Annotated in this window: 22 protein-coding genes; 7 read left to right on the forward strand and 15 right to left on the reverse strand. The window is 65.1% G+C overall.

Going from position 1 to position 21802, the window contains the following annotated elements:
* Nucleotides 1–28: 28 nt before the first annotated feature.
* The 10 genes from AAGA11_11715 to ugpC form a co-directional block, all read right to left on the reverse strand.
* Nucleotides 29–793 (reverse strand): SDR family oxidoreductase, encoded by a 765-nt coding sequence (locus tag AAGA11_11715; protein ID MEM9603523.1) that lies wholly within the window; start codon nt 791–793, stop codon nt 29–31.
* 81 nt (nt 794–874) lie between these two features.
* A complete protein-coding gene (locus AAGA11_11720) occupies nt 875–1306 on the reverse strand; it encodes a VOC family protein (protein MEM9603524.1) in 432 nt (143 codons plus the stop codon).
* Nucleotides 1306–2613, reverse strand: a complete 1308-nt coding sequence (gene hisD / locus AAGA11_11725; protein MEM9603525.1) for a histidinol dehydrogenase — start codon at nt 2611–2613, stop codon at nt 1306–1308. Before hisD ends, AAGA11_11720 begins: the two co-directional genes overlap by 1 nt.
* Nucleotides 2614–2628: 15 nt before the next feature.
* Nucleotides 2629–3333: a hypothetical protein gene (locus tag AAGA11_11730; GenBank protein ID MEM9603526.1), complete on the reverse strand. Its 705-nt coding sequence runs from the start codon at nt 3331–3333 to the stop codon at nt 2629–2631.
* Nucleotides 3330–3878, reverse strand: a complete 549-nt coding sequence (locus AAGA11_11735) for an ester cyclase (GenBank protein ID MEM9603527.1) — start codon at nt 3876–3878, stop codon at nt 3330–3332. Before AAGA11_11735 ends, AAGA11_11730 begins: the two co-directional genes overlap by 4 nt.
* A complete protein-coding gene (locus AAGA11_11740) occupies nt 3875–4858 on the reverse strand; it encodes a nuclear transport factor 2 family protein (protein MEM9603528.1) in 984 nt (327 codons plus the stop codon). Before AAGA11_11740 ends, AAGA11_11735 begins: the two co-directional genes overlap by 4 nt.
* Before the next feature lie 283 nt (nt 4859–5141).
* A complete protein-coding gene (locus tag AAGA11_11745; protein MEM9603529.1) occupies nt 5142–6026 on the reverse strand; it encodes a carbohydrate ABC transporter permease in 885 nt (294 codons plus the stop codon).
* On the reverse strand, nt 6026–7051 hold the full coding sequence (locus tag AAGA11_11750; GenBank protein MEM9603530.1) for a sugar ABC transporter permease: 1026 nt from the start codon (nt 7049–7051) through the stop codon (nt 6026–6028). The genes AAGA11_11745 and AAGA11_11750 overlap by 1 nt, the downstream gene beginning before the upstream one ends.
* 96 nt (nt 7052–7147) lie before the next feature.
* Entirely contained in the window at nt 7148–8371 is a 1224-nt protein-coding gene (locus AAGA11_11755; GenBank protein MEM9603531.1) for an extracellular solute-binding protein, read from the reverse strand.
* Between the two features lie 86 nt (nt 8372–8457).
* Nucleotides 8458–9513, reverse strand: coding sequence for a sn-glycerol-3-phosphate ABC transporter ATP-binding protein UgpC (ugpC, locus tag AAGA11_11760; protein MEM9603532.1), 1056 nt, complete (start codon nt 9511–9513; stop codon nt 8458–8460).
* A 108-nt stretch (nt 9514–9621) separates the two neighbouring features.
* Here ugpC and AAGA11_11765 point away from each other — a divergent pair, with 108 nt between their 5' ends.
* Nucleotides 9622–10548, forward strand: coding sequence for an amidohydrolase family protein (locus tag AAGA11_11765; protein MEM9603533.1), 927 nt, complete (start codon nt 9622–9624; stop codon nt 10546–10548).
* A 43-nt stretch (nt 10549–10591) separates the two neighbouring features.
* Here AAGA11_11765 and AAGA11_11770 read toward each other — a convergent pair whose 3' ends face one another.
* A complete protein-coding gene (locus AAGA11_11770) occupies nt 10592–10960 on the reverse strand; it encodes a hypothetical protein (GenBank protein MEM9603534.1) in 369 nt (122 codons plus the stop codon).
* Between the two features lie 172 nt (nt 10961–11132).
* On the opposite strand from AAGA11_11770, the gene AAGA11_11775 reads away from it, so the two are divergent.
* From AAGA11_11775 to argH, 4 genes are all read left to right on the forward strand, one after another.
* Nucleotides 11133–11981, forward strand: coding sequence for a branched-chain amino acid aminotransferase (locus tag AAGA11_11775; GenBank protein MEM9603535.1), 849 nt, complete (start codon nt 11133–11135; stop codon nt 11979–11981).
* A gap of 18 nt (nt 11982–11999) precedes the next feature.
* A complete protein-coding gene (locus AAGA11_11780; GenBank protein MEM9603536.1) occupies nt 12000–12356 on the forward strand; it encodes a carboxymuconolactone decarboxylase family protein in 357 nt (118 codons plus the stop codon).
* A gap of 62 nt (nt 12357–12418) precedes the next feature.
* Nucleotides 12419–13111 carry an alanyl-tRNA editing protein gene (locus AAGA11_11785; GenBank protein ID MEM9603537.1) on the forward strand — a complete coding sequence of 231 codons (693 nt, stop codon included), beginning with the start codon at nt 12419–12421 and terminating at the stop codon, nt 13109–13111.
* A gap of 149 nt (nt 13112–13260) precedes the next feature.
* A complete protein-coding gene (gene argH / locus AAGA11_11790; protein MEM9603538.1) occupies nt 13261–14652 on the forward strand; it encodes an argininosuccinate lyase in 1392 nt (463 codons plus the stop codon).
* A gap of 167 nt (nt 14653–14819) precedes the next feature.
* Here argH and AAGA11_11795 read toward each other — a convergent pair whose 3' ends face one another.
* The 4 genes from AAGA11_11795 to AAGA11_11810 all read right to left on the reverse strand — a co-directional run bounded on the left by AAGA11_11795 (nt 14820) and on the right by AAGA11_11810 (nt 18809).
* A complete protein-coding gene (locus AAGA11_11795) occupies nt 14820–16148 on the reverse strand; it encodes an FMN-binding glutamate synthase family protein (GenBank protein MEM9603539.1) in 1329 nt (442 codons plus the stop codon).
* Nucleotides 16148–16828: a protein GlxC gene (locus AAGA11_11800; protein MEM9603540.1), complete on the reverse strand. Its 681-nt coding sequence runs from the start codon at nt 16826–16828 to the stop codon at nt 16148–16150. Before AAGA11_11800 ends, AAGA11_11795 begins: the two co-directional genes overlap by 1 nt.
* Complete coding sequence (locus AAGA11_11805; protein MEM9603541.1) at nt 16825–17706, reverse strand: glutamine amidotransferase family protein; 882 nt, start codon at nt 17704–17706, stop codon at nt 16825–16827. Before AAGA11_11805 ends, AAGA11_11800 begins: the two co-directional genes overlap by 4 nt.
* A gap of 197 nt (nt 17707–17903) precedes the next feature.
* Nucleotides 17904–18809 carry a LysR substrate-binding domain-containing protein gene (locus tag AAGA11_11810; protein ID MEM9603542.1) on the reverse strand — a complete coding sequence of 302 codons (906 nt, stop codon included), beginning with the start codon at nt 18807–18809 and terminating at the stop codon, nt 17904–17906.
* 183 nt (nt 18810–18992) lie between these two features.
* Here AAGA11_11810 and katG point away from each other — a divergent pair, with 183 nt between their 5' ends.
* Together katG and AAGA11_11820 are read left to right on the forward strand one after the other, a co-directional pair.
* The gene (gene katG / locus AAGA11_11815; protein MEM9603543.1) at nt 18993–21182 is read left to right on the forward strand and encodes a catalase/peroxidase HPI; all 2190 of its coding nucleotides are present in this window, start codon (nt 18993–18995) and stop codon (nt 21180–21182) included.
* Nucleotides 21183–21304: 122 nt separating this feature from the next.
* Nucleotides 21305–21802, forward strand: a 498-nt coding sequence (locus tag AAGA11_11820) for a hypothetical protein (protein ID MEM9603544.1), incomplete at its 3' end; no start/stop codon positions are given.

Here is a 21802-nt window from a genome sequence, read left to right on the forward strand (position 1 = left end):
CGCCCACGGTGCACCGATCGAGACCGCATCAGTCTGCGGTCCAGCCGCCGTCGACGAGCAACGACGTGCCCGTGACCATCGCCGATGCGTCGCTGGCGAGAAACAACACCGGTCCCATGATGTCCTCGACTTCACCGATACGCCCGAGTTTGATCTTCTCCCGGATCCACGCAACCCGCTCTGGACGGCTGAAGGTCTGTTCGGTCAGCGGCGTGCGCACGAAGGTCGGGCAGACGGTGTTGATCCGGATGCGCGCCGGCCCCCACTCGATCGCCATGGCTTTGACGAAGCCCTCGACTGCGTGCTTGCTGCTGCAGTACACCGCCCGGTCGACGCCGCCGACGTGCGCCATTTGCGAACTGATCTGGATGATCGACCCGCCGTCCCCGCGCGCGAGCATGCCGCGCGCCACCGCCGTGCTGAGGAAGTAGGCTCCGCGCACGTTGATGTCGTAGACCGCATCGAAATCGGCCGGGTCGGTGTCGACCGCCGGCGTATGCCGCGCCAAACCGGCGGCGTTGACCAACACATCGAACGCGGCCTGTGAGTCGATCAGGGCCCGGGTGGCCACCGGGTCGCTGACGTCGAGCACCGCTGCCTCGACCTGCAACCCGGCCTCGCGCATCGCGTCGCAGGTGGCTTGCAGCCGCGCCTCACCGCGTGCCACCAGCAGCACCTCGGCACCCGCCTCGGCCAGCGCCACCGCCGAGCCCAGCCCGATGCCGGAGCTCGCGCCGGTCACCAGGGCGCGCTTGCCGTCGAGACGGAATGACGGGGTGTGCGGCAAGCGGATGGCGTCGCTCACGTTGGCCTCCTGCCGCGGACACTGTGGGTGACATGGGTCATGGTCTCGTTCTCCTGTGTCGACACGGGTTCACGTGTCGCCGTAGCCGCGCCACCGAAACGCCCCGTCCGCCGACAGGGGTGAAAACGGGTTGAAGGCCACTTCCCAGAGGTGCGCGTCCGGGTCGCGAAAATAGCCATGGTGCCCGCCCCAGAAGACGTCCTGAGCCGGTTTGACAAGCTCGCCCCCGGCCACGTCGACGCGCTCGAGCACCCGTGCAACGTCTTCGCGTTCACGCACGTTGTGGGCAAGCGCCACGGCACCCGAACCGCGCTCGAGCACAAGGCCCGTCTCCTCGGCGAGTGCAGCGCGTCCGTAGAGCCCGAGCGTGCACCCCACCAGATCGAAGACGACAATGCCGCCTTCGGCGTCGGTCGTCTGCCAGCCGAGCGCGGTGTAGAAGTCGCGCGCCCGGTCGATGTCATCGACCCCCAGGGTGATCAGGCTGACGCGCTGCTCCACTACTCGGCGGCCTCACCGTAGGGGATGTTGCGCCCGCCGTACCGCCGCACACGCAGGTTGGCCTGCTCGGCGTGGCCGACAAAGCCCTCCAGCATGCACAGGCGCGAGCAGTACTCGCCGATCGAGGCTGCCGCCTCGTTGGTCTCGACTTTCTGATAGCTGTGGGTCTTGAGGAATTTCCCGACCCAAAGCCCGCCGGTGTAGCGGCCGGCCTTCTTGGTGGGCAGGGTGTGGTTGGTCCCGATGACCTTGTCGCCGTTGGCGACGTTGGTGCGCGGCCCGAGAAACAGCGCGCCGTAGCTGTGCATGTGCTCGAGGAACCAATCGTCCTGTCGCGTCATCACTTGCACGTGTTCGCTCGCGATCTCGTTGGCAACCTCCAGCATCTCGTCGTAGGTGTCGCACAGAATCACCTCGCCGTAGTCTCGCCAACTGACTGCCGCCGTTTCAGCGGTCGGCAGTATCTCGAGGATGCGGTCGATCTCGGCCAGTGTGTCCTCGGCGAGGGAACGCGAATTGGTGACCAACACGGCGGGCGAGTTGTAGCCGTGCTCGGCCTGGCCGAGCAGATCGGTTGCACACATCTCGCCGTCCACCGAGTCGTCGGCAATCACCATGGTTTCGGTCGGGCCCGCGAACAGGTCGATGCCGACACGACCGTAGAGCTGGCGTTTGGCTTCGGCTACGAAGGCGTTGCCCGGCCCGACCAGCATGTGCACCGCGTCGATGGTTTCGGTGCCGAGCGCCAGCGCCCCAACCCCCTGGATGCCACCGAGGCAGTAGATCTCGTGTGCCCCGCCAAGGTGCATGGCCGCGACCACGGCCGGGTTCGGCTCACCCTGAAACGGAGCGGTGGTCGCCGCGATCCGCGGCACCCCCGCAACACTGGCGGTCACGACCGACATGTGGGCCGACGCCACCATCGGAAATTTGCCGGCAGGCACGTAGCAGCCGACAGACTGCACGGGGATATTGCGGTGGCCGAGGATGACACCCGGCATCGGTTCGACCTCGACATCGGTCATCGACATCCGCTGCGCCTGGGCAAACTGCCGCACCTGGGTTTGCGCAAAGGCGATGTCCTCCAGGTCGCGTTTGCCAACCTTGGCGATCAGTGCCTCGATGTCGGATTCGCTCAACCGGTAGGACGCCCGGTCGTCCTGGTCGAAGGTGATCGCCAGTTCCCGCACGGCGGCGTCGCCGCGCGCGTCGATGTCGGCCAGGGTGGTTTCCACCACCTGTCGCACCTTGGAATCGTCCTCGGCGCGCTCGGCCTCGGGTTTACCGCGTTTGAGGTATTCGATCATGGGTCTGTCGTCCAGCTAGTCGTTGCGCTGCGCGTGGAACCGTGCGCACGCCTCGGCGAAAGCCATCACCAGGGCGTGCGGCGGACCCGACAACGCCGCGCGCTCGGGTTGAAAGGCGGTGCCGATGAAAAAAGGGTGCATGGCGTGTTCGAAGACGCGCGGATCACCGTCGCCATCGAAGCCGGTGAACCGCAGCTCCGAGTCGACGAAAGCCGACAGGTAGGCCCGGTTGACCCCGTAACTGCAGTGGTAAGCCGCCTGCACGGCCGTGTCGCCCGCGAGTGCGGCAGCCTGACTGTCCGGCAGCAGGTTGACGCGCCCTTGCACTTCCACCAACGCACACTGCAAGCCGTTGATCACGGGAGTCGGTGTGTCGGGGTTCACTTCGGTGTTGTCAGCGTCCTTCAGGCCGAGTACCCGCCGCGCGTACTCGAGCACCGCATACTGGTAGCCGCCGCAGGTGCCGAGAAACGGCGTGGCCGAGGTCCGCGCGTGTGCAATCGCGCGCATGGCGCCGGCCTCGGAGGCATAGGGGCTCGCCGGCGTGCACCAGATGCCGTCTGCGGCGCCGAAGTCCTCGCGCTCGGCAGTCGAGGTGTGTACCCACCGGTGCGAGAGGGCCCCGGCCACGCGCTCACCGAGTGCCGTGAGTGAGGCATCGATCGCGACGTGGGCGGTTATCTCGGCGTTGTAGTCGCCGACCACGAGTACGCAGGTCATGGATTCGAGCCACGCGCAGACGGCGGTGCGGGTGCCACCCGCTCACCCCGGTCGAACGCTTCCCACCCCTCGCCGTCGAACACATCCACACCAAGCTGCGCGAGCACATGGGGGAAATCCACCATGACCCAGTTGTCGACGATCTTGCCGTCCACCACCTTCCAGAAATCCATGTAGCGGATCTCGACCCGTTGTCCGGTGGGCTCCACGCCCATGAATCGGCCACTGTGAACGGCTTCCTGCCGACCGAAGGCGGCGGCCCACTCACCCATGTAGAGCCGCGCCTCGTCGATGCAGGTCTTGTCGGAGAACGCCGCCTGAAAGGGCTTCTGCCAGTTGTCCTGAAACGCGCGCAAGCCGGTTTTGGTCCCGCAGCCGGTGTTGCCCATCCAGCGGAACGACTCGGAGAAGAACTCCCCGATGTCGGCGATCCGGTGGTCGTTCAGACCGTCGACCATGCCCTCGATGACGCGCCGCGTGTCTTCGGTTTTCGAGAGATCGGTGTCGCGGCTCAGCGCCGCCTGCTCAGGACGAGACCCTTTCATGCGTATGCCTCTTGGTTGAACACGTCGAAACCGAGCTGCAGCAGCACGTCGGGAATGTCCACGAAGACCCAGTTCTCGGCGAGCAGGTCGCCCTCGCGTCGCCACCAGTCCGACACCCGCATGGTCAGGCGCTTGTCGGTCACGGGCTGCTCGAGAAACGGTTTGGCCTGGACCATGTTCAACGACGGCCAGCCGCCCGAACAGATGTAGTCGCCGTCGGCGAACCGGGCGAAGTGCCGGGTTTTGCTGCCGACCACCGCCCCGCCAATCCACTCGCTGAACGCGTTCTCGAACGGCACCTGGAAATCGGCAAAGGCCCCGAGGCCAATGAAGCTGCCAAAGGCCGCCGGCCCATACCAGAGCATGTCGTCACACCAGTACGGGCGCCAAGCCTGATCCTCGGTTGCGAGCGCGCGCAGCATGGCCGTGACCATCGCAACCGACGACGCGCCACGCGCCGGCTCATTTTCGTGCCACTGCAAACCGTCTCCTGTCAGCGGCCCCGGCAGGTACGCGGTGTAACCGCGACGGAGCCCGGGGCCCGTTGCGATCGGCCACTGCCCGGCCGCGATCATGAGCTCGGGGATATCGAGAAACAGGTAGGTCTCTATCGCACAGCCGTCCTGCATTCGGTGGAATTCCCCGAAGCGCAGGTGGGCGAGATCGCCCGTGGCTTTTATGCCAAGCCAGTCACGCGCGAACAACCCGCTGAAATACCCGGTGCCAGTGACCCATTGCGCGCCATCACACTCTCCCCCGAACGCGATATAGCGCCTTTGCTGGAGGTGGTCGAACGCGTGGCGTAGCGGCGCGATAACGTCAGTGTGCAGCGCGGCGGGGCCAGCCAGCGTGTTGAAGGGGTGCACGACGTGTATCGCGGCGTCGGGGTGGTAGAACGCGTCCATCGCGGCTGTCGCGTCGTGCGAACCGACGCGGCGCTGTGCTTCACAGAAGCGCTTGAACGACGCCTTGTTGCTCATCCGACGGCCACGGGTCCACACAGCGCAGACAGACCCTCGCGCATCCGCACGCCTGCCGTTTGAACCGACTGCGTGCTGCGGATACGCCATGTCTCCGGCGGGAAGCACCGTTTCCCGCGTTCATCGCCTGAGACGTGCCACCGGCACGTCTCATGGTGCTTCGCAAGTCCGGCTCGGCCTCGCCGTTGAATGGGGCCGCCACCCGGCGCGAAGCAACGCTTCACGCGTTCATCGCTTGCGACGTGCCACCGGCACGTCTCATGGTGCTTCGCAATACCGCTCTTCACCCTTTCACAGCTCCGGCAGTCAGGCCGCTGACGATCTGCCGTTGGAAAAACATCACCAGGAAGAAAAGCGGCACCATCGCCGAGACACTGGCTGCCACGGCAAACATGATCTGGCCCTCGGTGTAGGTCGTGCCGAGGAACGCCGCGATCTGCGGCACCATGGTGCGGTTCTCACTCTCGAGCAACATCGCGGTGACCGCAAAATCGTTGTAGGCCAGCAGAAAGCTGAACAGCCCCGTGGTGATCACACCAGGCCACATCACCGGGATGATCACGTGGCGAAACGCCTGAAATTGTGTGCAGCCGTCGACCTTGGCGCTCTCGTCCAGTTCCTTCGGGATTTTCTGGAAGAAACTGTGCAGCATCCAGAGCGTGAACGGCTGGTTGATCGCCACCAGCACGACCACTGTGGTCGACAACCGCCCCCAAAGGTTCCACTCGTAAAACGGCAGCAGGTAGCCCGAGACGAGCGTGATCGGCGGCATCGCGCGGAAAATCAGCGCGGCAATCAGCAACCAGAACGCGTAACGAAACCCCGAGCGGGACAGCGCATAGCCGCCCAGGGTACCGATGGTGAGCGAAATGCACACGGTGAAAAAGCAGACTATCGCGGTGTTCATCGCCGCGCGCCAGAAGCCCTCTTCCACCCAGGCGCCGTGGTAACCCGCACCGGTGAACGGTGAGCCGTGTGTGGCCTCTGTGCGCGGCCCGGTGATCGCGTCCATCCAGTTGGCGATCGAGAAGAAATCGAGCTCCACCTTGAAAGAGCCCCACGCCGTCCAGAAAAACGGGAAGATCGCGATGAACAGCCAGAGGATGACTGTCCCACGCAGCAGGAACCACGAAAGCGGGGAGCGGCGGTCAGCGGCAGACGTGGCCATCAGTGTTTCTCCTGAAAATCGCGCCAGGAGCGCACGAGCACCGGTGACAACAGTATGGCAACCCCGATGATGGTAATGACCGACGTGGTCGCCGCCGCGGAGAGCTGGCGTGTTTCACCGCCGAGGTCGTTGTAGATGATCCACGACAGCGTGGTCGCGTGCGCCTCCGCGCTGAACCCGACGATGGGTTCGAACACCCGGAAGTTGTCCATGACCTGCATCAAGGTCACAAAGGTGATCAACGGCATCAGGTGCGGCACAACGACGTAGCGCACCTGCTCCCACCGCGAGGCGCCGTCGATCATGGCACTTTCGAGCTGGTCTTTCGGCAGCGTTTGCAAGCCCGCGTACAACACCACAAACGCAAACGGCGCGCCGTGCCAGATGCCGTACGTGATCAACATCATCCAGGTGTGGCCAGTGGAGACCTTCAGTGAGAAATCCGGGTCTTCGAGCACCCACTGCAGCGCGTTGCCGAGGATGCCTCGGCTGTCGAGCATCCAGAACAACACCAGAGAGCCGATCAGCGGTGTCACGACAAAAGGCAACAGCGAAATGAAGATCGCAACGCCCTTGTAGCGCTGGTGCAGCGCATTGATCGACAACGCGATCACCAAGCCCAACGCGATCACCAGTGGCGTGACGATCGCGGTGAACGTCAGCGTGAAAGCCATTGCACGGTAGAACGGCAGGTTGTTGAGCTTGCCAAAGAAATCGCCCAGGTCCAAACGGTCCGTCCATGCCGTTGCGACCTCTTGCACCGCAAAGTGACCGCGGTCCATGTAGATGTCGAGACCCACGAACTTGCCGAGCGGTTCGGCATCACGCAGGGCTGCGGTCGCGTCCTGGTCGATCGTGGTCTCCTGCGTACACCCGAACGGACCGCAGTTCTCGACGGAGACCAGCACCGCATCGTGTGGTGTATGCAACGACTGGACGACCACCGACACGATGGGCAGCGCAATGAACAACAACATTGCCAGACCGGTCGGGGCAAAAAACGCAGCAAAGGTACTGTGTCGCATCGCGTGTCACGCCGAGAAGGAGATTGAGAGAAGACAGGCCCGGGGTGCTGGGCGCACCCCGAGCGCTGTCGCGGCAGTCGGATCAGACCGACCCTGTTACAGGTAGCCTTTTTCCTTCGCCGCCGCGGTGTACGCCGCTTCGACGTCCGCCAACGCCTGTTCCGCGCTTTCCTTGCCCTGCATGAAGTCACTGAGCTCCGCGCCGAGCGCAGTGTGCATCAGGCCCATGTACGGGAGCATCGGGTACGGGATGGTGCTGGCCTGGGCCGCTGCGAACACGCCTTTGGCCGCATCAGTCGGCTCGTAACCGTCGATCAACCAGACCGCAAGCGACATGGTGTCGTCGTTGAGCATGTCAGGCCGAATCGCGTGGGTCAGGGAGATGAAGGTCGCCTCGGCTTCTTCGTCGCTGATGTTCTTGGACACGGTCCAGCCGTCCCACCACAAGGTGGACGCGGGTGTGCTGCCGCCGCCGACCGTCATCGGGCCTGCGATGGCAAAGCCGTCCACAACCTCTTGCGGAACACCTTCCGCCTCAACCAGGGTCGCTGCGCGCGAGCCCCACATGTTCATGAGCGCGACATTGCCCGCGCGGTATTCCGCGTTGGTGGCATTGGAGTCGTGGGTGAGGAAATCCGGGTTCATGTACTCGGACAGGGCCTTCATCATCTCGAGGGTCTTGACGCCCGCTTCGGAGTTGACACTCGGGGTTGCACTGCCGGATTCAAAGTGCGTGCCGCCGAAACCCAGGAACATGTTGTTGAATTCCTGCGCAAGGTTCCAGCCCGCCTTGTATGCACCGCCGACCGGGTTCTGCATGATGCCCTTGTCCCGGATCATCTTGGCTGCGGCGAGCATGTCCTCGTAGGTGGACGGCGGCTCGACACCGATCTGCTCGAGCACGTCGCTGCGGTACACCAGGTGCTGCGCGTTCGCCATGAACGCCACGGCCATGACCTGGCCGTTGACGGTGATGAGCTGGTTCTTCTTCAGGCCCTGGCCGTGTTTGGCCACGAGGTCGTCGAGCGGACGGATGACGTCCTCGTTCATCAGCGCCACGATGGACGAGTTGGCGACGATTGCGCTGGTGAACTCGGCCGGGTTGCCCTGCATGCCGGGCACGTTGATCTTCTGGTGGTCCGCGGTCAGGTTGGTCTTGACCTCGGCACCCGCGCACTCCTGCGCGCCGGCACCGACGGTCTGGATGGCGGGGAACTCGTTTCCGACAATGCTCACGCGCGCGCCGATTTCGCAGGCGTAGGCCGTTGTCATGCTGGCTGCGAGCGTCAGAGCCCCTGCAGCAATGCGTTTGACTGACATAGTCACTTCCTCTTTGGCGAAAAATGGGTTGCTGGCCGCAGCCAGAGATCCCGTGTTGTGCCGCCCGTCGCCGGGCAGCGAATCCCTCACGACGCGGGCACGCGCTCCCCGCTCGTTGCATCGAACCAGTGTCGACTCGCGTCCGGCACCGCAATGCCGACGCCCTGCCCGATGTCGATTCGAAAATCCTTGGCTGCCTTCACGGCGAGCAGTTGACCGTTGATACGCACGGTGATCATCGTGGCGTCACCGAGCAGCTCCATGGCGTACACCGGCGCTTCGATCTCACCCTCGCCCGGCGACACAATCCGGGCGTCCTCGGCACGAAAGCCCAGCGTGGCACGGCCACCGGGCACCTTCACCCCGGAGAAGCGGCAGCCTTCAGCGCGGAACTCGCCGTCCGCAACGTCACCGTCGAGCAGGTTCATCGCCGGTGAGCCGATGAAACCCGCGACGAAGGTGTTGGCCGGATGGTCGTAGATGTCGGTCGGGCTGCCAACCTGCTGGATGATGCCCTTGTTCATGACCACGACGCGGTCGGCGAGCGTCATCGCCTCGATCTGGTCGTGGGTGACGTAGATCGTCGTGACAGCGAGCTCGTGGCTGAGGTTCTTGATTTGCGCGCGCGTCGACACGCGCAGCTTGGCGTCGAGGTTCGAGAGCGGCTCGTCCATGAGAAAGACGTTGGGTTCGCGCACGATCGCCCGCGCTAAGGCCACGCGCTGACGCTGCCCGCCCGACAGTTCAGCCGGCTTGCGGTGCAGGAACTCGTCGAGTTCGACCATCGCCGACGCCCGGCGCACGCGCTGGTCGTGCGAGTTCGCGTCGACCTTGCGCACCTTCAACGGGAAGCGGATGTTCTCGTAGACGTTCATGTTCGGGTACAGCCCGTAGGACTGAAACACCATCGCGACGTCCCGGTCCTTCGGCTCGAGTTTGTTGACCCGTCGCTCGCCGATGTGGATGTCGCCGCTGGTCGCATCCTCGAGTCCCGCGACCATGCGCATCGTGGTGGTCTTGCCGCAACCTGACGGCCCGAGCAGGACGAGAAACTCGCGGTCTGCCACATCGAGGTTGAAATCGTCGACTCCGACGAAGTCACCCCAGCGTTTGCACACGTTACTGAGTGTTACCGAAGCCATCCACGTCAACCTCACGATCGATATCGCGAGACTATACACGACTCAGGGGGGATTGAATACGTATGCAAAATCCGCCATGGTTCCCGCTTTTGGGAGCCCGTCACCGCCATGACCGAGGACACCGTGCGCTTCGTCGACGCCCACCACCACCTCTGGAACCCCGTGAGCGCAGACCCCGACGTCGGCTATGTCTGGTTGCGGGACATCGGCGCGCCCAAGCCCTTTGGCGACCCCACACCGATTCAGCGCGACTACGGTATCGACGAATTCCAGAACGAGTCCCGGCAGACACTGGTCGCCTCGGTGCACGTCCAGGCGGACGGCGCAATCCCGGACCCGGTGGCCGAGACCCGCTACGTGCAGGCGCTGGCCAACCAACAGCGCCTGCCGATGGCGGTCGTCGGTTTCGTCAACCTGAGTTCGCGTGACGCGGAGCGTGTGTTGGACGCGCATGCAGCCTCACCGGCGTTCCGTGGCGTGCGCCAGATCGTCGCGCACGTGCCAACCCGCCCCGACATCAGTTTCAGCCCGCGTGAACTGCTCGACGACGCCGGGTGGCGAGACCGTTTTTCGCTGCTCGATGAGCGCGGGCTCAGTTTCGACCTGCAAGCCTACCCCGAACAGATGCCACGCTTCGCCGACTTCCTGGCGACCCACCCGACGGTCCCGGTGGCGATCGACCACTGCGGCTGCCCCTGGGACCAGAGCGCGGCGGGCCTCGAACGCTGGCGGGACGGCATCCGGGCGCTGGCCGCGCTGCCGCAGTGCCGAATGAAGATCAGCGGCCTCGGCATGTACAACCCCGGTTGGACACGAAACACCGCGCGCGCGGTGCTCGACACGCTCTTCGAGGTGTTTGGCCCGGACCGACTGATGTTCGGCAGCAACTACCCGGTCGAGAAACTCGCCCGCCCGTACGACGCCGTGTTGGACGACGTCGTCAGCGTGGCAGGCGAGGCCGGCGACGAGGCCTGCCGCGCCGTGCTCGAGACGGTTGCGTCGGCGTTCTACCGGCTCGACACCCGCGCGAACTGAGCCTCGGTCGCGATCGGCCACAGCAGATGCACTGGCACATCCATCACCGGCGTCGGGCTCTCGGCGTTGGCTCGCTTGCCCTGCCCGCCGTGACGCAGTCCCGGGTGCCCTCGCGTTGCCGTACACGCTCCGCCTCAGGGCGATCTGCCGCCAGCTCGGCCAGGCGCAACCGCGCCGCGCGTGGCAGCAACCGCCCTGCGTTGCCGAGCCCCAACAGCGGGTCGTGGACCGCGACTGTCCCACGCCTCTGGTGGGGCTGGTAGCGGGTCATGTCGACAGGCGTCACATCGCGCTCGAGTGTCAGGGCGCCTGCGGCCACCGCGGTCTCGCCGATCCGGTCCGGGCAACCCTTGCAGCGCAAAGGCAACTGCCACGCGCGTTCGTTTTCACCCCGGACATCGAGGTGGTGCATCGCTCGCACGTCCGTGTCGGCTTCGATGCGCGTCGGACCGGGGCAGCCTCTGCCGCGGTACCGAAGCCGTCTGACGCGGCGCGGCGGTCGCGTCCGCTCCCTATGTCGGACGCGTTGTGTGTGACAATGGCCGGGACGCCCTCGTGAGCGGCACCCTGGCGAGCTGCACAGCATGACGAAAGAAACCTGGACCTACTGGAACGGCGACTGGCACGCCGGCGACCTCCGCATCCTCGGCGCCACCTCGCACGCCACCTGGCTCGGCTCGCTGGTGTTCGACGGCGCACGTCTGTTCGAGGGCGTCACGCCCGACCTCGACCGACACGCCGAGCGCGTGAACGCCTCGGCGCAGGCGCTTGATCTGAAACCCTGTCTGGACGCCAACGCCATCGCGACCCTGGCGAAGGACGGGCTGAAAAAGTTCGATACCGACACGGCGGTGTACATCAAACCGATGTACTGGGCCGAGGACCACGGCGTCGGCATGCTGCCGCCAGACCCGGATTCCACCGCGTTTGCGCTCTGCCTTGAGGCGCGGCCGATGGCCGAGCCGACCGGCATGAGCATCAGCCTGAGTCCGTACCGCCGGCCGACCATGGAGGTCATGCCGGTCAACGCCAAGGCGGCCTGCCTCTACGCCAACAACGCCCGCATGGTGCGCGAAGCGGTCTCGCGCGGGTTCAACAACGCACTCGTGCTCGACGCCAACGGCAACGTGGCCGAGCTCGCCACCTCGAACGTGTTCATGGCGCGCGGCGGCGAAGTCTTCACGCCGCAGACCAACGGCACGTTCCTCAACGGCATCACGCGGCAACGGGTGATCGGCCTGATGCGCGAGGCCGGCATCACAGTGCACGAGACCAACCTCAGCACAGCCGACTTTCACGAGGCCGAAGAGATCTTCTCAACCGGCAACATCTCAAAGGTGGTGCCGGTCACTCGCTTTGAAGACCGCGACCTGCAGTACGGACCGCTCGCCCGTCGGGCGCGTGAGCTCTACTGGGCCTGGTCGCACAGCTGACCCGAGGACCCGCAGCGCATGGCCACAGTCCCCCTGATGAGCGACGCCGAAGCCGATCGGATCCCGGCCGTGAAGGCCGTGTTCGATGACATCCGCGCCACCCGCAACAGCGACTTCATCAACAACATCTGGCGCGCCCTCGCCTTCGACCCGGATGCGCTGAACCGCAACTGGTACGGGCTGAAGGCGGTCATGGCGGCACCCGGTGCACTCGACCCCAAGACCCGCGAGATGATCTATATCGCCGTCTCGGCGGCAAACGGCTGCGGCTACTGCGTGCACTCACACACCGCCGCGGCCCGTGCCAAAGGCATGACTGACGCCGAACACGGCGAGCTGCTGCAGATCATCGGGCTCGCCGGCATGACCAACTAGCTGGTCACTGCCCTGCAAGTGCCAACCGATCCCGAATTCGAGTACCCGACAGACCCGCAGCCATGACCGAACTCTTCCGCGAAGACAGTTACCTGCAACAGGCAGATACCCACGTGACCGCGGTCGACGAACGCGGGGTCCGGACAGTTGAGACGGTGTTTTTTGCGACCGGCGGTGGCCAACCGGGCGACACCGGCACCTTGAGCGCAGGGGGTACGGTCTACTCCGTGACAGGCACCGTACGCGACGCCGACGGCATCTGGCACCAACTCGACGGCGACACCGCACCCGCCGTGGGCGACGCCGCTGCGTTGCAGATCGACTGGGCGCGTCGTCACCGCATCATGCGCTTGCACAGCGCGTTGCACATGCTCTGTGCCATCGTGCCGGCGCCGGTGACCGGCGGCTCGATCCAGACGGACCGCGCACGCCTCGACTTCGACCTGCCCGACCCGATCGACAAAGCTGAAGTCAACGAGAAATTGCAAGCCGTGATCGGCCAGGACGCTGGCATGAGCACGCGCTGGATCACCGACGCCGAGCTCGACGCTCAACCCGAGTTGGTCCGCACGCTGTCGGTCAAGCCGCCGCGCGGCAGCGGCCGGATTCGACTGGTCGAGTTTGCCGGTATCGACTTGCAACCCTGTGGCGGCACGCACGTCGCTCGGACGGGCGAAATCGGGCCGATCCGCGTGCAGAAAATCGAAAAGAAAGGCCGCCAGAACCGCCGCATCATCCTCGCGCTCGAAGACTGACACACAGCGCCAACGGCGGCCGGTGTGCGGTCTCGTCCGCACAGGGACGCCACACGTCTCTGCCGGTCCACCGCGGCCACGTATCACGATCAGACCGACCGGGCCTGCGTGCTACCATCGTGCCTTTTCGTCTGCGCACCGGAACCGACATGTCCGACTCGAATGCCAACGCCATGTGGGGTGGCCGTTTCAGCCAATCCCCATCCGAACTCATGCAACAGATCAACGCATCAATCGACGTCGATCAGCGCATGTACCGCCAGGACATTGCGGCGAGTCAGGTCCACGCCACCATGCTGGCGCGCCAGGGCATCATCTCGGAGAGTGACTGCACTGCCATCTGTCAGGGCCTCGAGGAGATTCGCACCGACATCGACGCAGGCCTGGTGCGCTTCTCGGTGGAGCTCGAAGACATCCACATGAACGTGGAGTCGCTGCTGCGCGAGAAGATCGGACCGGCAGCCGGCCGACTGCACACCGCGCGCTCACGCAACGACCAGACCGTGACCGACCTGCGGCTGTGGATGCGCGACGAAATCGATGGCCTGAGTGCGCGCCTGGTGGGCCTGATACGCGCCCTGATCGAAAAAGCCGACAGCACCGCCGACACCGTCATGCCGGGCTTCACCCACCTGCAAGTGGCGCAGCCCGTGACCTTCGGCCACCACCTGATGGCCTACGTCGCGATGTTCGGGCGCGACCATGGCCGTCTGCAGGACTGTCGCCGCCGGTTGAACCAGTGTCCGCTCGGTGCGGCCGCGCTCGCCGGCACCCCCTTTCCCATCGACCGTCAGTTCACGTCGGATGCGCTCGGCTTCAGCGCACCGACCGAGAACTCGATGGACAGCGTGTCCGCCCGCGACCACGTAGCCGAGTACCTGTTCTCGGTCTCGATGCTCGCGGTGCACATCTCGCGCTTTGCCGAAGAAGTGACAATCTGGAATTCCGACGGGTTCAAGTTCGTCGAGCTGAGCGACGCCTTCACCACCGGCAGCTCGATCATGCCGCAGAAGAAGAATCCCGACGCCGCCGAGCTGTTGCGTGCCAAGCCCGGCACCGTGATCGGTGCGCTCAATCAGATGCTGATCGTCATGAAAGGCCTGCCGCTGACCTACATGAAGGACATGCAGGAAGACAAGGAGCCGTTGTTTCGGGCGGCGGACAACATCGACCTCTGCGTGCAGGTCATGACCGGCCTGGTCGAGGACATGCAGCCGAACCCCGACCGCATGCAGGCCTTTCTGACACGCGGCTTCCCGACCGCTACCGACCTCGCGGATTTCCTGGTGCGCGAGCTCGACCTGCCGTTTCGCGACGCGCACCACGTTACCGGCCGCGCCGTCGCCCTGGCCGAAGAGGCCGGCATCGAGCTGCATGAGCTGAGCCTCACGCAGTTGCAAAGCCTGAACCAGGGCATCGACGAGTCGATCTATGACGCGTTGCGCGTGCACACCTCACTCGGCAGCCGGACCAGCTACGGAGGCACGGCGCCGGATGAGGTGCGCGCGGCGATCGCACGCGCGAGGGCCATCTGGCAGTAGTGCAGGACCGCGTCGCTGGGGCAGCTGTGCTCACGCCGTGCAGCGCCCGTCCGTGCTGCCCTGTCACGCGCAACAGGCCGACGCAACATCTGGGTTGAGCCCTGATTGCGCCAGCGACCCCACGCGCCGGCGGCGAGCGCCGCTGCGACGGCGAGAAGCTCGCCAGCCTAGAGGTCTTTGGCGCTGCCGGGCACCCAGCTCTGGCCCACGGTCGGCACGCCCGCCATGTCGGCCGCCTCGGCGGTCAAGGCAACGAGATCCTCGGGTTCGAGGCTGCGCAAGCTGGTTTTGCCACAGGCGCGCGCGATGGATTGTGCCTCCATGGTCATGACGCGCAGATAGTTGGCCAGCCGCCGCCCGCCCAACACCGGGTCGAGCCGCGACTGCAGCTCCGGGTCCTGGGTCAGGATGCCCGCCGGGTCCTGCCCCTCGTGCCAGTCGTCGTAGGCGCCGGCGGTGGTTCCAAGCTCGTTGTATTCCGCTTCGAGTGCCGGGTTGTTGTCACCTAACGCGATCAACGCTGCCGTGCCGATGGACACGCAATCCGCACCAAGCGCAAGTGCCTTGGCAACGTCCGCACCTGTGCGGATACCACCGGAGATCACCAATTGCACCTTGCGGTACACGCCAAGGTCTCGCAGCGCCTGCACCGCGGGCCGGATGCACGCGAGTGTGGGCAAGCCGACGTGCTCGATGAACACCTCTTGCGAGGCTGCCGTGCCACCTTGCATGCCGTCGATAACGACCACATCGGCACCGCCTTTCACCGCCAATGCCGTGTCGTAATACGGACGTGACCCGCCGACCTTGATGTAGATCGGCACTTTCCAGCCGGTGATCTCACGCAGCTCGAGGGTCTTGATCTCCAGCTCATCGGCGCCGCTGCAGTCGGGGTGCCGCACGCCGGAGCGCTGGTCGATGCCCTTGGGCAGGTTGCGCATGTCCGCCACGCGGTCGCTGACCTTCTGTCCCAGCAGGATGCCGCCCGCACCCGGCTTGGCGCCCTGGCCCATGACAATCTCGATTGCGTCCGCCTTGCGCAGGTCATCGGGGTTCATGCCGTAGCGCGACGGCAAGTACTGGTAGACCAGCTTGTTCGAGTGACCGCGCTCCTCGGGGGTCATGCCACCGTCCCCGGTGGTGGTCGAGGTGCCGGCGAGGTTGGCGCCGCGGCCGAGGGCCTCTTTCGCCGGGCCGGAGAGCGCGCCGAAACTCATGCCGGCAATGGTGATCGGGATATCGAGTTGAATCGGGTTCTCGGCGTTCAGCGAGCCCAGCGTCACGGCCGTGTCGCAGGCTTCGCGTGCACCTTCGAACGGGAAGCGCGTCAACGCGGAACCCAGAAACAGCAGATCATCGAAATGCGGTATGCGTCGCTTGGCACCGCCGCCGCGGATGTCGTATACGCCGGTCGCGGCGGCACGCCGGATGTAGGAATTGATGTAATCGTCAAACGTCCAGGGCTTGACCGGGTGCGTCCGTGGTGTGTGGTCCATCAGTAGGGTCCCGCGTTGTCGACTTCAAAGTGGTAGAGCGTGCGGGCCGATCCGTAACGCCGGAATTCTTCGGGTTTCGCGTCCGCCTCGGCTTCGTGCAGCAATCGGCTGAGATGCTCGACGTGCTCCGGCCGCATCTCCTTTTCGACGCAATCCGCGCCCAGGGACTTGACCGAGCCGCGCACAAACAGGTGGCTCTCGTAGATGCTGTCACCGAGGTCGGCGCCGGCGTCGCCGAGCACCACCAGGCTGCCCGACTGCGCCATGTAGGCCGACATGTGGCCGATGTCACCGTGAACGACCACGTCGCCACCCTTGATCTGAATCGCACACCGGCTCGTGGCGTTGCCCTTGATCACGAGGATGCCCCCACGCGAGGTTGCACCGGCGTACTGGCTGGCGTCGCCGTCGACGATCACCTTGCCGGACATCATGTTCTGCGCGACGCCGGGGCCAGCGGACCCGGTGACGCGCACGGTCGCGAGCTGATTCATGCCGGCGCAGTAGTAGCCCGTCGAGCCGTTGATGGTCACATCAATGGGCGCATTCAGGCCCACGGCAATCGCGTGCCCCCCTTGCGGATTGCGCACCTCGAAGGCCGCGTGTGAGTCGGGCTCCACACCTTGCAGCGTGGCGTTGAGCTCACGAAGCTTGATCGCGCTCAGGTCGAGGACGGTCATGCCTGGCGCTCCCAGACGTACACGGTCGCCGGTTCGGGCTCCCAGATGCGGGCGTCGTCGATGCCCGGCAGGTTGGCCAGCGCTCGGAACTCCGAGCCGAGCGCGACGTACTGGTCGGTCTCGGCGAGGACAGCCGGTTTGCAGGCGACCGGATCGCGCAGCACGGCAAAACCTTCCTTGGTGCCGACCACAAAGGTGTAGCAGCCGTCGAGTGCGTCCAGGCTGGCTTCCAGAGCCTCGCCGAGGTTCGCCCCTTGCTGCATTTTCCAGGTCAGGAACGCGGCCGCCGCTTCGGTGTCGCACGCACTCATGACCTCGACGCCCTCGTCTTCGAGGTCACGTCGCAGCGAGTTGTGGTTTGACAAGGCGCCATTGTGTACCAGGCACTGGTCCGGCCCGGTTGAAAAGGGGTGTGCGCCCAACGTGGTCACCGCGCTCTCGGTTGCCATGCGCGTGTGCCCGATACCGTGGGTACCGCCGAGCGACGGGATGTCGAAGCGCTCGGCCACCTTGGCCGGCAATCCGACCTCCTTGTAGATCTCGATGGCGTCGCCGGTTGACATCAGACGCAACGCGGGTATCGCTGCGATGCGCGTGCGCACGGCGTCGGCCTCCTCGGCCGCACACGAGATGATCGCGTGGGTGTCGCAACGCGTGACACTGGCGCCGAGCGTGTCAGCGAGGCCTGCGAAGTCGACATCCGGGTTGGCGGACTGCACGGTCAGCTTGACCTGGCCGTCGTCGGCGCCACGGTAGACAGCGATACCGGCGCTGTCGGGCCCGCGGCCCGTCATGGTCACGAGCATGTCCGTCAGCAACGCGCCAAGTTGCGGTTCCAGAGCCTTGTCCTTGAGGAACAAGCCAACTACCCCACACATAGCGTTCTCCTGTAGCACGAACCTGCGCCGTGCAGATGTGATTCGGGGCTGCGGCCGCGGTCGGGGCCCGTCAGACCCGCGCACCCGTGGGCAGCGCGTTTTTGAATACAGTATACGGTATTCGCCCTGGCCACAAGTCTTCGCAGGCGGTGCGGTCGCGCCGCCCCGACAGGCAACTGCGCGGCCGAGGAGGGCGGCTACTCGTGGATGCCGATGACAGCAGAAGACAGCGCGTCGGCTAACGCACCGAGCAGAAAATCCACCTTGGGGTGCGAAGCGCGACAGGCCCAGACGATTTCACGCGCCGGTTGCTCGACGGTCTCAACCTGGGTAACCGGCATACCGGCCATCAGATCGGCGTCGAGCGCCAACTGAGGCACCAGCGCAGCCCCGTAGCCGGACGCGACGAGTTGCACCAATGTCAGCAGGTTGTTGACCGAGAGTTGCTCAGGTATGTCCTGCTCGATACCGCACGCCTTGATGCCTTGCTCTCGCAGGCAATGCCCCTCCTCGAGCCACACCAGTTCATCGACGTCAAATCCCTTCAGGGACACCTGGGACTGCTGGCAGACGCCGTGTGCACTGGGGGCGACCAGCCGAATTTGGTCGATACCGATATGGCGTGTCAGCAGGCCGGCTGTGTCCGCGGGCAACGCCAGCAGACCGATATCGACATCACCCCGGGCAAGCGCCTTGACCATGGTGTCGGTCTCCTGTTCCCGCAGAGACACGTGCAGGGTCGGAAATCGCCGTTCACAGCGAATCAGCAGTTCGGCAAAGCAAAACGGCGCGATGGTCGGTATCGCAGCGACAGTCAGCGTACCCACGGTCGGATCGGCGCAACTGTGCGCGAATTGCACAAGGTCTTCGGCGCGCCGAACGGCCTCGCGTGCATAGTCGATCACCGACCGGCCTTCGTATGTCGGGACAACGCGCCTCTTGTCGCGCTCGAAGACAGTCAGACCCAGTTGCTGTTCCAGCGCCTGCAGTGCGGCCGTGATCGTCGGTTGGCTGACATGGCAACGGTCTGCCGCGTCGACAAAGCTCAAGGTGTCGGCCAGGGCGCACACGTATTCCAGTTGACGAAGTGTGATCGGGACCATTTTCTAATAAATTCTATCTATTCAAACAGACAATAAAATCAATTGGATTGATGATATCAGGTGTGACACTGTCCTGCTGCAACCTTGCGATACACGTCGTCGAGCAGTCGGTGTCAACGTGTGCGCGGGCTTGGACTCCACACGACACCCAACAAGAAAGGAACCGCAATGGGCACAGACGACATGACCAGCATGGGCAAATGCCCCGTGCTCCACGGCGCCTTGACCAAGGCCAACACCGGCGGCACCGCCAACCGCGATTGGTGGCCCAACCAGCTGAACCTCGAGATGCTGCACCCCAACCCGGATGCAGGCAATCCGATGGGCGGCGACTTCGACTACGCCGAGGCGTTCAAGTCGCTCGACCTCGACGCGGTGAAGGCGGATCTGGTTGCCCTGATGACCGACTCGCAGGACTGGTGGCCAGCCGACTACGGCCACTACGGACCGCTCTTCATCCGCATGGCGTGGCACAGCGCGGGCACCTACCGCACCGGTGACGGTCGCGGCGGCGCCGGCGCGGGCATGCAGCGCTTTGCCCCGCTCAACAGCTGGCCCGACAACGGCAACCTCGACAAGGCACGCCGCCTCTTGTGGCCGATCAAGCAGAAGTACGGTGCGGCCCTGTCCTGGGGCGATCTGATGATCCTCGCGGGCAACTGCGCGATCGAATCCATGGGCGGTCCGATCTTCGGTTTCGGCGGCGGCCGCGAGGACGTCTGGGAGCCGGACGACGTCTACTGGGGCAGCGAGACCGAGTGGCTTGCAACCTCCGACAAGGACAACAGCCGCTACTCCGGTGAGCGCGACCTCGAGAGCCCACTCGCCGCCGTGCAGATGGGTCTGATCTACGTGAACCCCGAGGGCCCCGACGGCAACCCCGAGCCGGTCGCCTCCGGTCACGACATCCGCGAGACCTTCGCGCGCATGGCGATGAACGACGAAGAAACCGTGGCGCTGGTCGCTGGTGGCCACACCTTCGGCAAGGCACACGGTGCGGGTGACCCCGAGCTGGTCGGTGCCGAGCCCGAGGGCGGCAGCATCGAGGACCAGGGCTTCGGCTGGATGAACAAATTCGGCAGCGGCAAGGGCATCCACACCACCACCAGCGGCATCGAAGGCGCCTGGAAACCCAAGCCCACCACCTGGGACATGGGCTACCTCGAGGTGTTGTTCAAGTACGAGTGGGAGCTCGGCAAGAGCCCGGCCGGTGCCAACCAGTGGCACCCGATCGACTGCGCCGACGAGGACATGATCGCCGACGCACACGACCCGTCGATCAAGCACCGGCCGATGATGACCACGGCCGACATGGCCATGCGCATCGACCCGGCCTACGAAAAAATCTCGCGCCGCTACCTCGAGAACCCCGAGGAATTCGCCGACGCCTTCGCACGCGCCTGGTTCAAGTTGACCCACCGCGACATGGGTCCGCGCCCGCGCTACCTCGGCAAGGACGTGCCCGACGAAGTCCTGATCTGGCAGGATCCGGTGCCGGCGGTCGACCACGAGCTGATCGACGCCGCCGACATCACCGCCCTCAAGGCGCAGATACTGGACACCGGCCTCAGCGTGTCGGAGCTGGTCTCGACGGCCTGGGCGTCGGCGTCGACTTTCCGCGGTTCGGACAAGCGCGGCGGCGCCAACGGCGCCCGCGTCGCGCTCGCACCGCAAAAGGACTGGGACGTGAACAACCCGGCTCAGCTCGCGAAGGTGCTCGATGCACTGCGCGGTGTGAAGGCAGCATACGCCAAGCCCGTCTCGCTCGCCGACCTGATCGTGCTCGGCGGCTGTGCGGCCATCGAGGCTGCAGCCAAGGCCGGCGGACACGACGTGACCGTGCCGTTCACCCCGGGCCGCACCGACGCGACGCAGGATCAGACGGACGTGGAGTCGTTTGACGTACTCGAGCCGATCGCCGACGGGTTCCGCAACTACGAGCGAGGCCGCTACACCGTGTCGGCCGAAGAGTTGCTGGTGGACAAGGCGAACCTCCTCACCTTGACCGCACCGGAGATGACCGTGCTGATCGGCGGCATGCGTGTGCTCGGCACCAACGCGGACGGCTCATCACACGGCGTCTTCACCGACAACGTCGGCACGCTGTCGAACGACTTCTTCGTCAACCTGCTCGACATGTCAACCGAGTGGAAAGCGAACGAGAACGACGAAAGCCTGTTCGACGGCGTCGACCGCGCCAGCGGCGAGACCGCCTGCACGGGCACCCGCGTCGACCTGGTCTTCGGGTCTCATTCGCAGCTGCGGGCGCTGGCCGAGGTCTACGGTTGCAGTGACGGCGCTGGCAAGTTCGTTGCCGACTTCGTGGCCGCCTGGGACAAGGTCATGATGCTCGATCGCTTCGAACTGAGCTGACGGTGTGGCCACGGTGGGCAATGCCGTGCACAGTGTTGCCCACCGTACGCAGCGCCTGACCACCGGCCCGGCATCCGCCGGGTCGGTGACGGGCACCGCCGTCAGACTGCCCACCCCACCCTATGCCCATGCCAACCCCGTTCGGGAAAACAGCGGTTTATGCGACGCTCGGACCCGAGGGCACGAACCACGACACCGTTTTGCGCGCCTGGCTCTCTGCGGCAGACACCGCGGCCAAGATCGCACTGCATGACGATCTGACCGACGCGCTCGCCGCCTGTGCTGGTGGCACGGCAGATCACGTCTTCCTCTGCGCAGCACATCCGGCGGCGTCCCGCTTGGTGTCTGAAGCACAATACAAGCACGGAATCTTGCTGTCCCACTGTTTCATCGCGGAAAGCCAACCCCTTGCTCTGTTGTGCCGCTCGGACACTGTCACACTTGACACCGTCGCGCTGCACCCGGCAACACGCCACTACACCGATTTGGCTGCATTTGACTCGGTTTTTGAGGTCAACTCCACGGTCGAAGCGTACCGCGGCATGCTCGACGGCCGTTGGCCTTGCGCGCTGACCGCAGCGCGATTTTCAGGCGAACCGGGCGCCCGGCTGATCTCACAC

The sequence above is a fragment of the Pseudomonadota bacterium genome (assembly GCA_039196715.1).
Classification (GTDB): Bacteria; Pseudomonadota; Gammaproteobacteria; order CALCKW01; family CALCKW01; genus CALCKW01.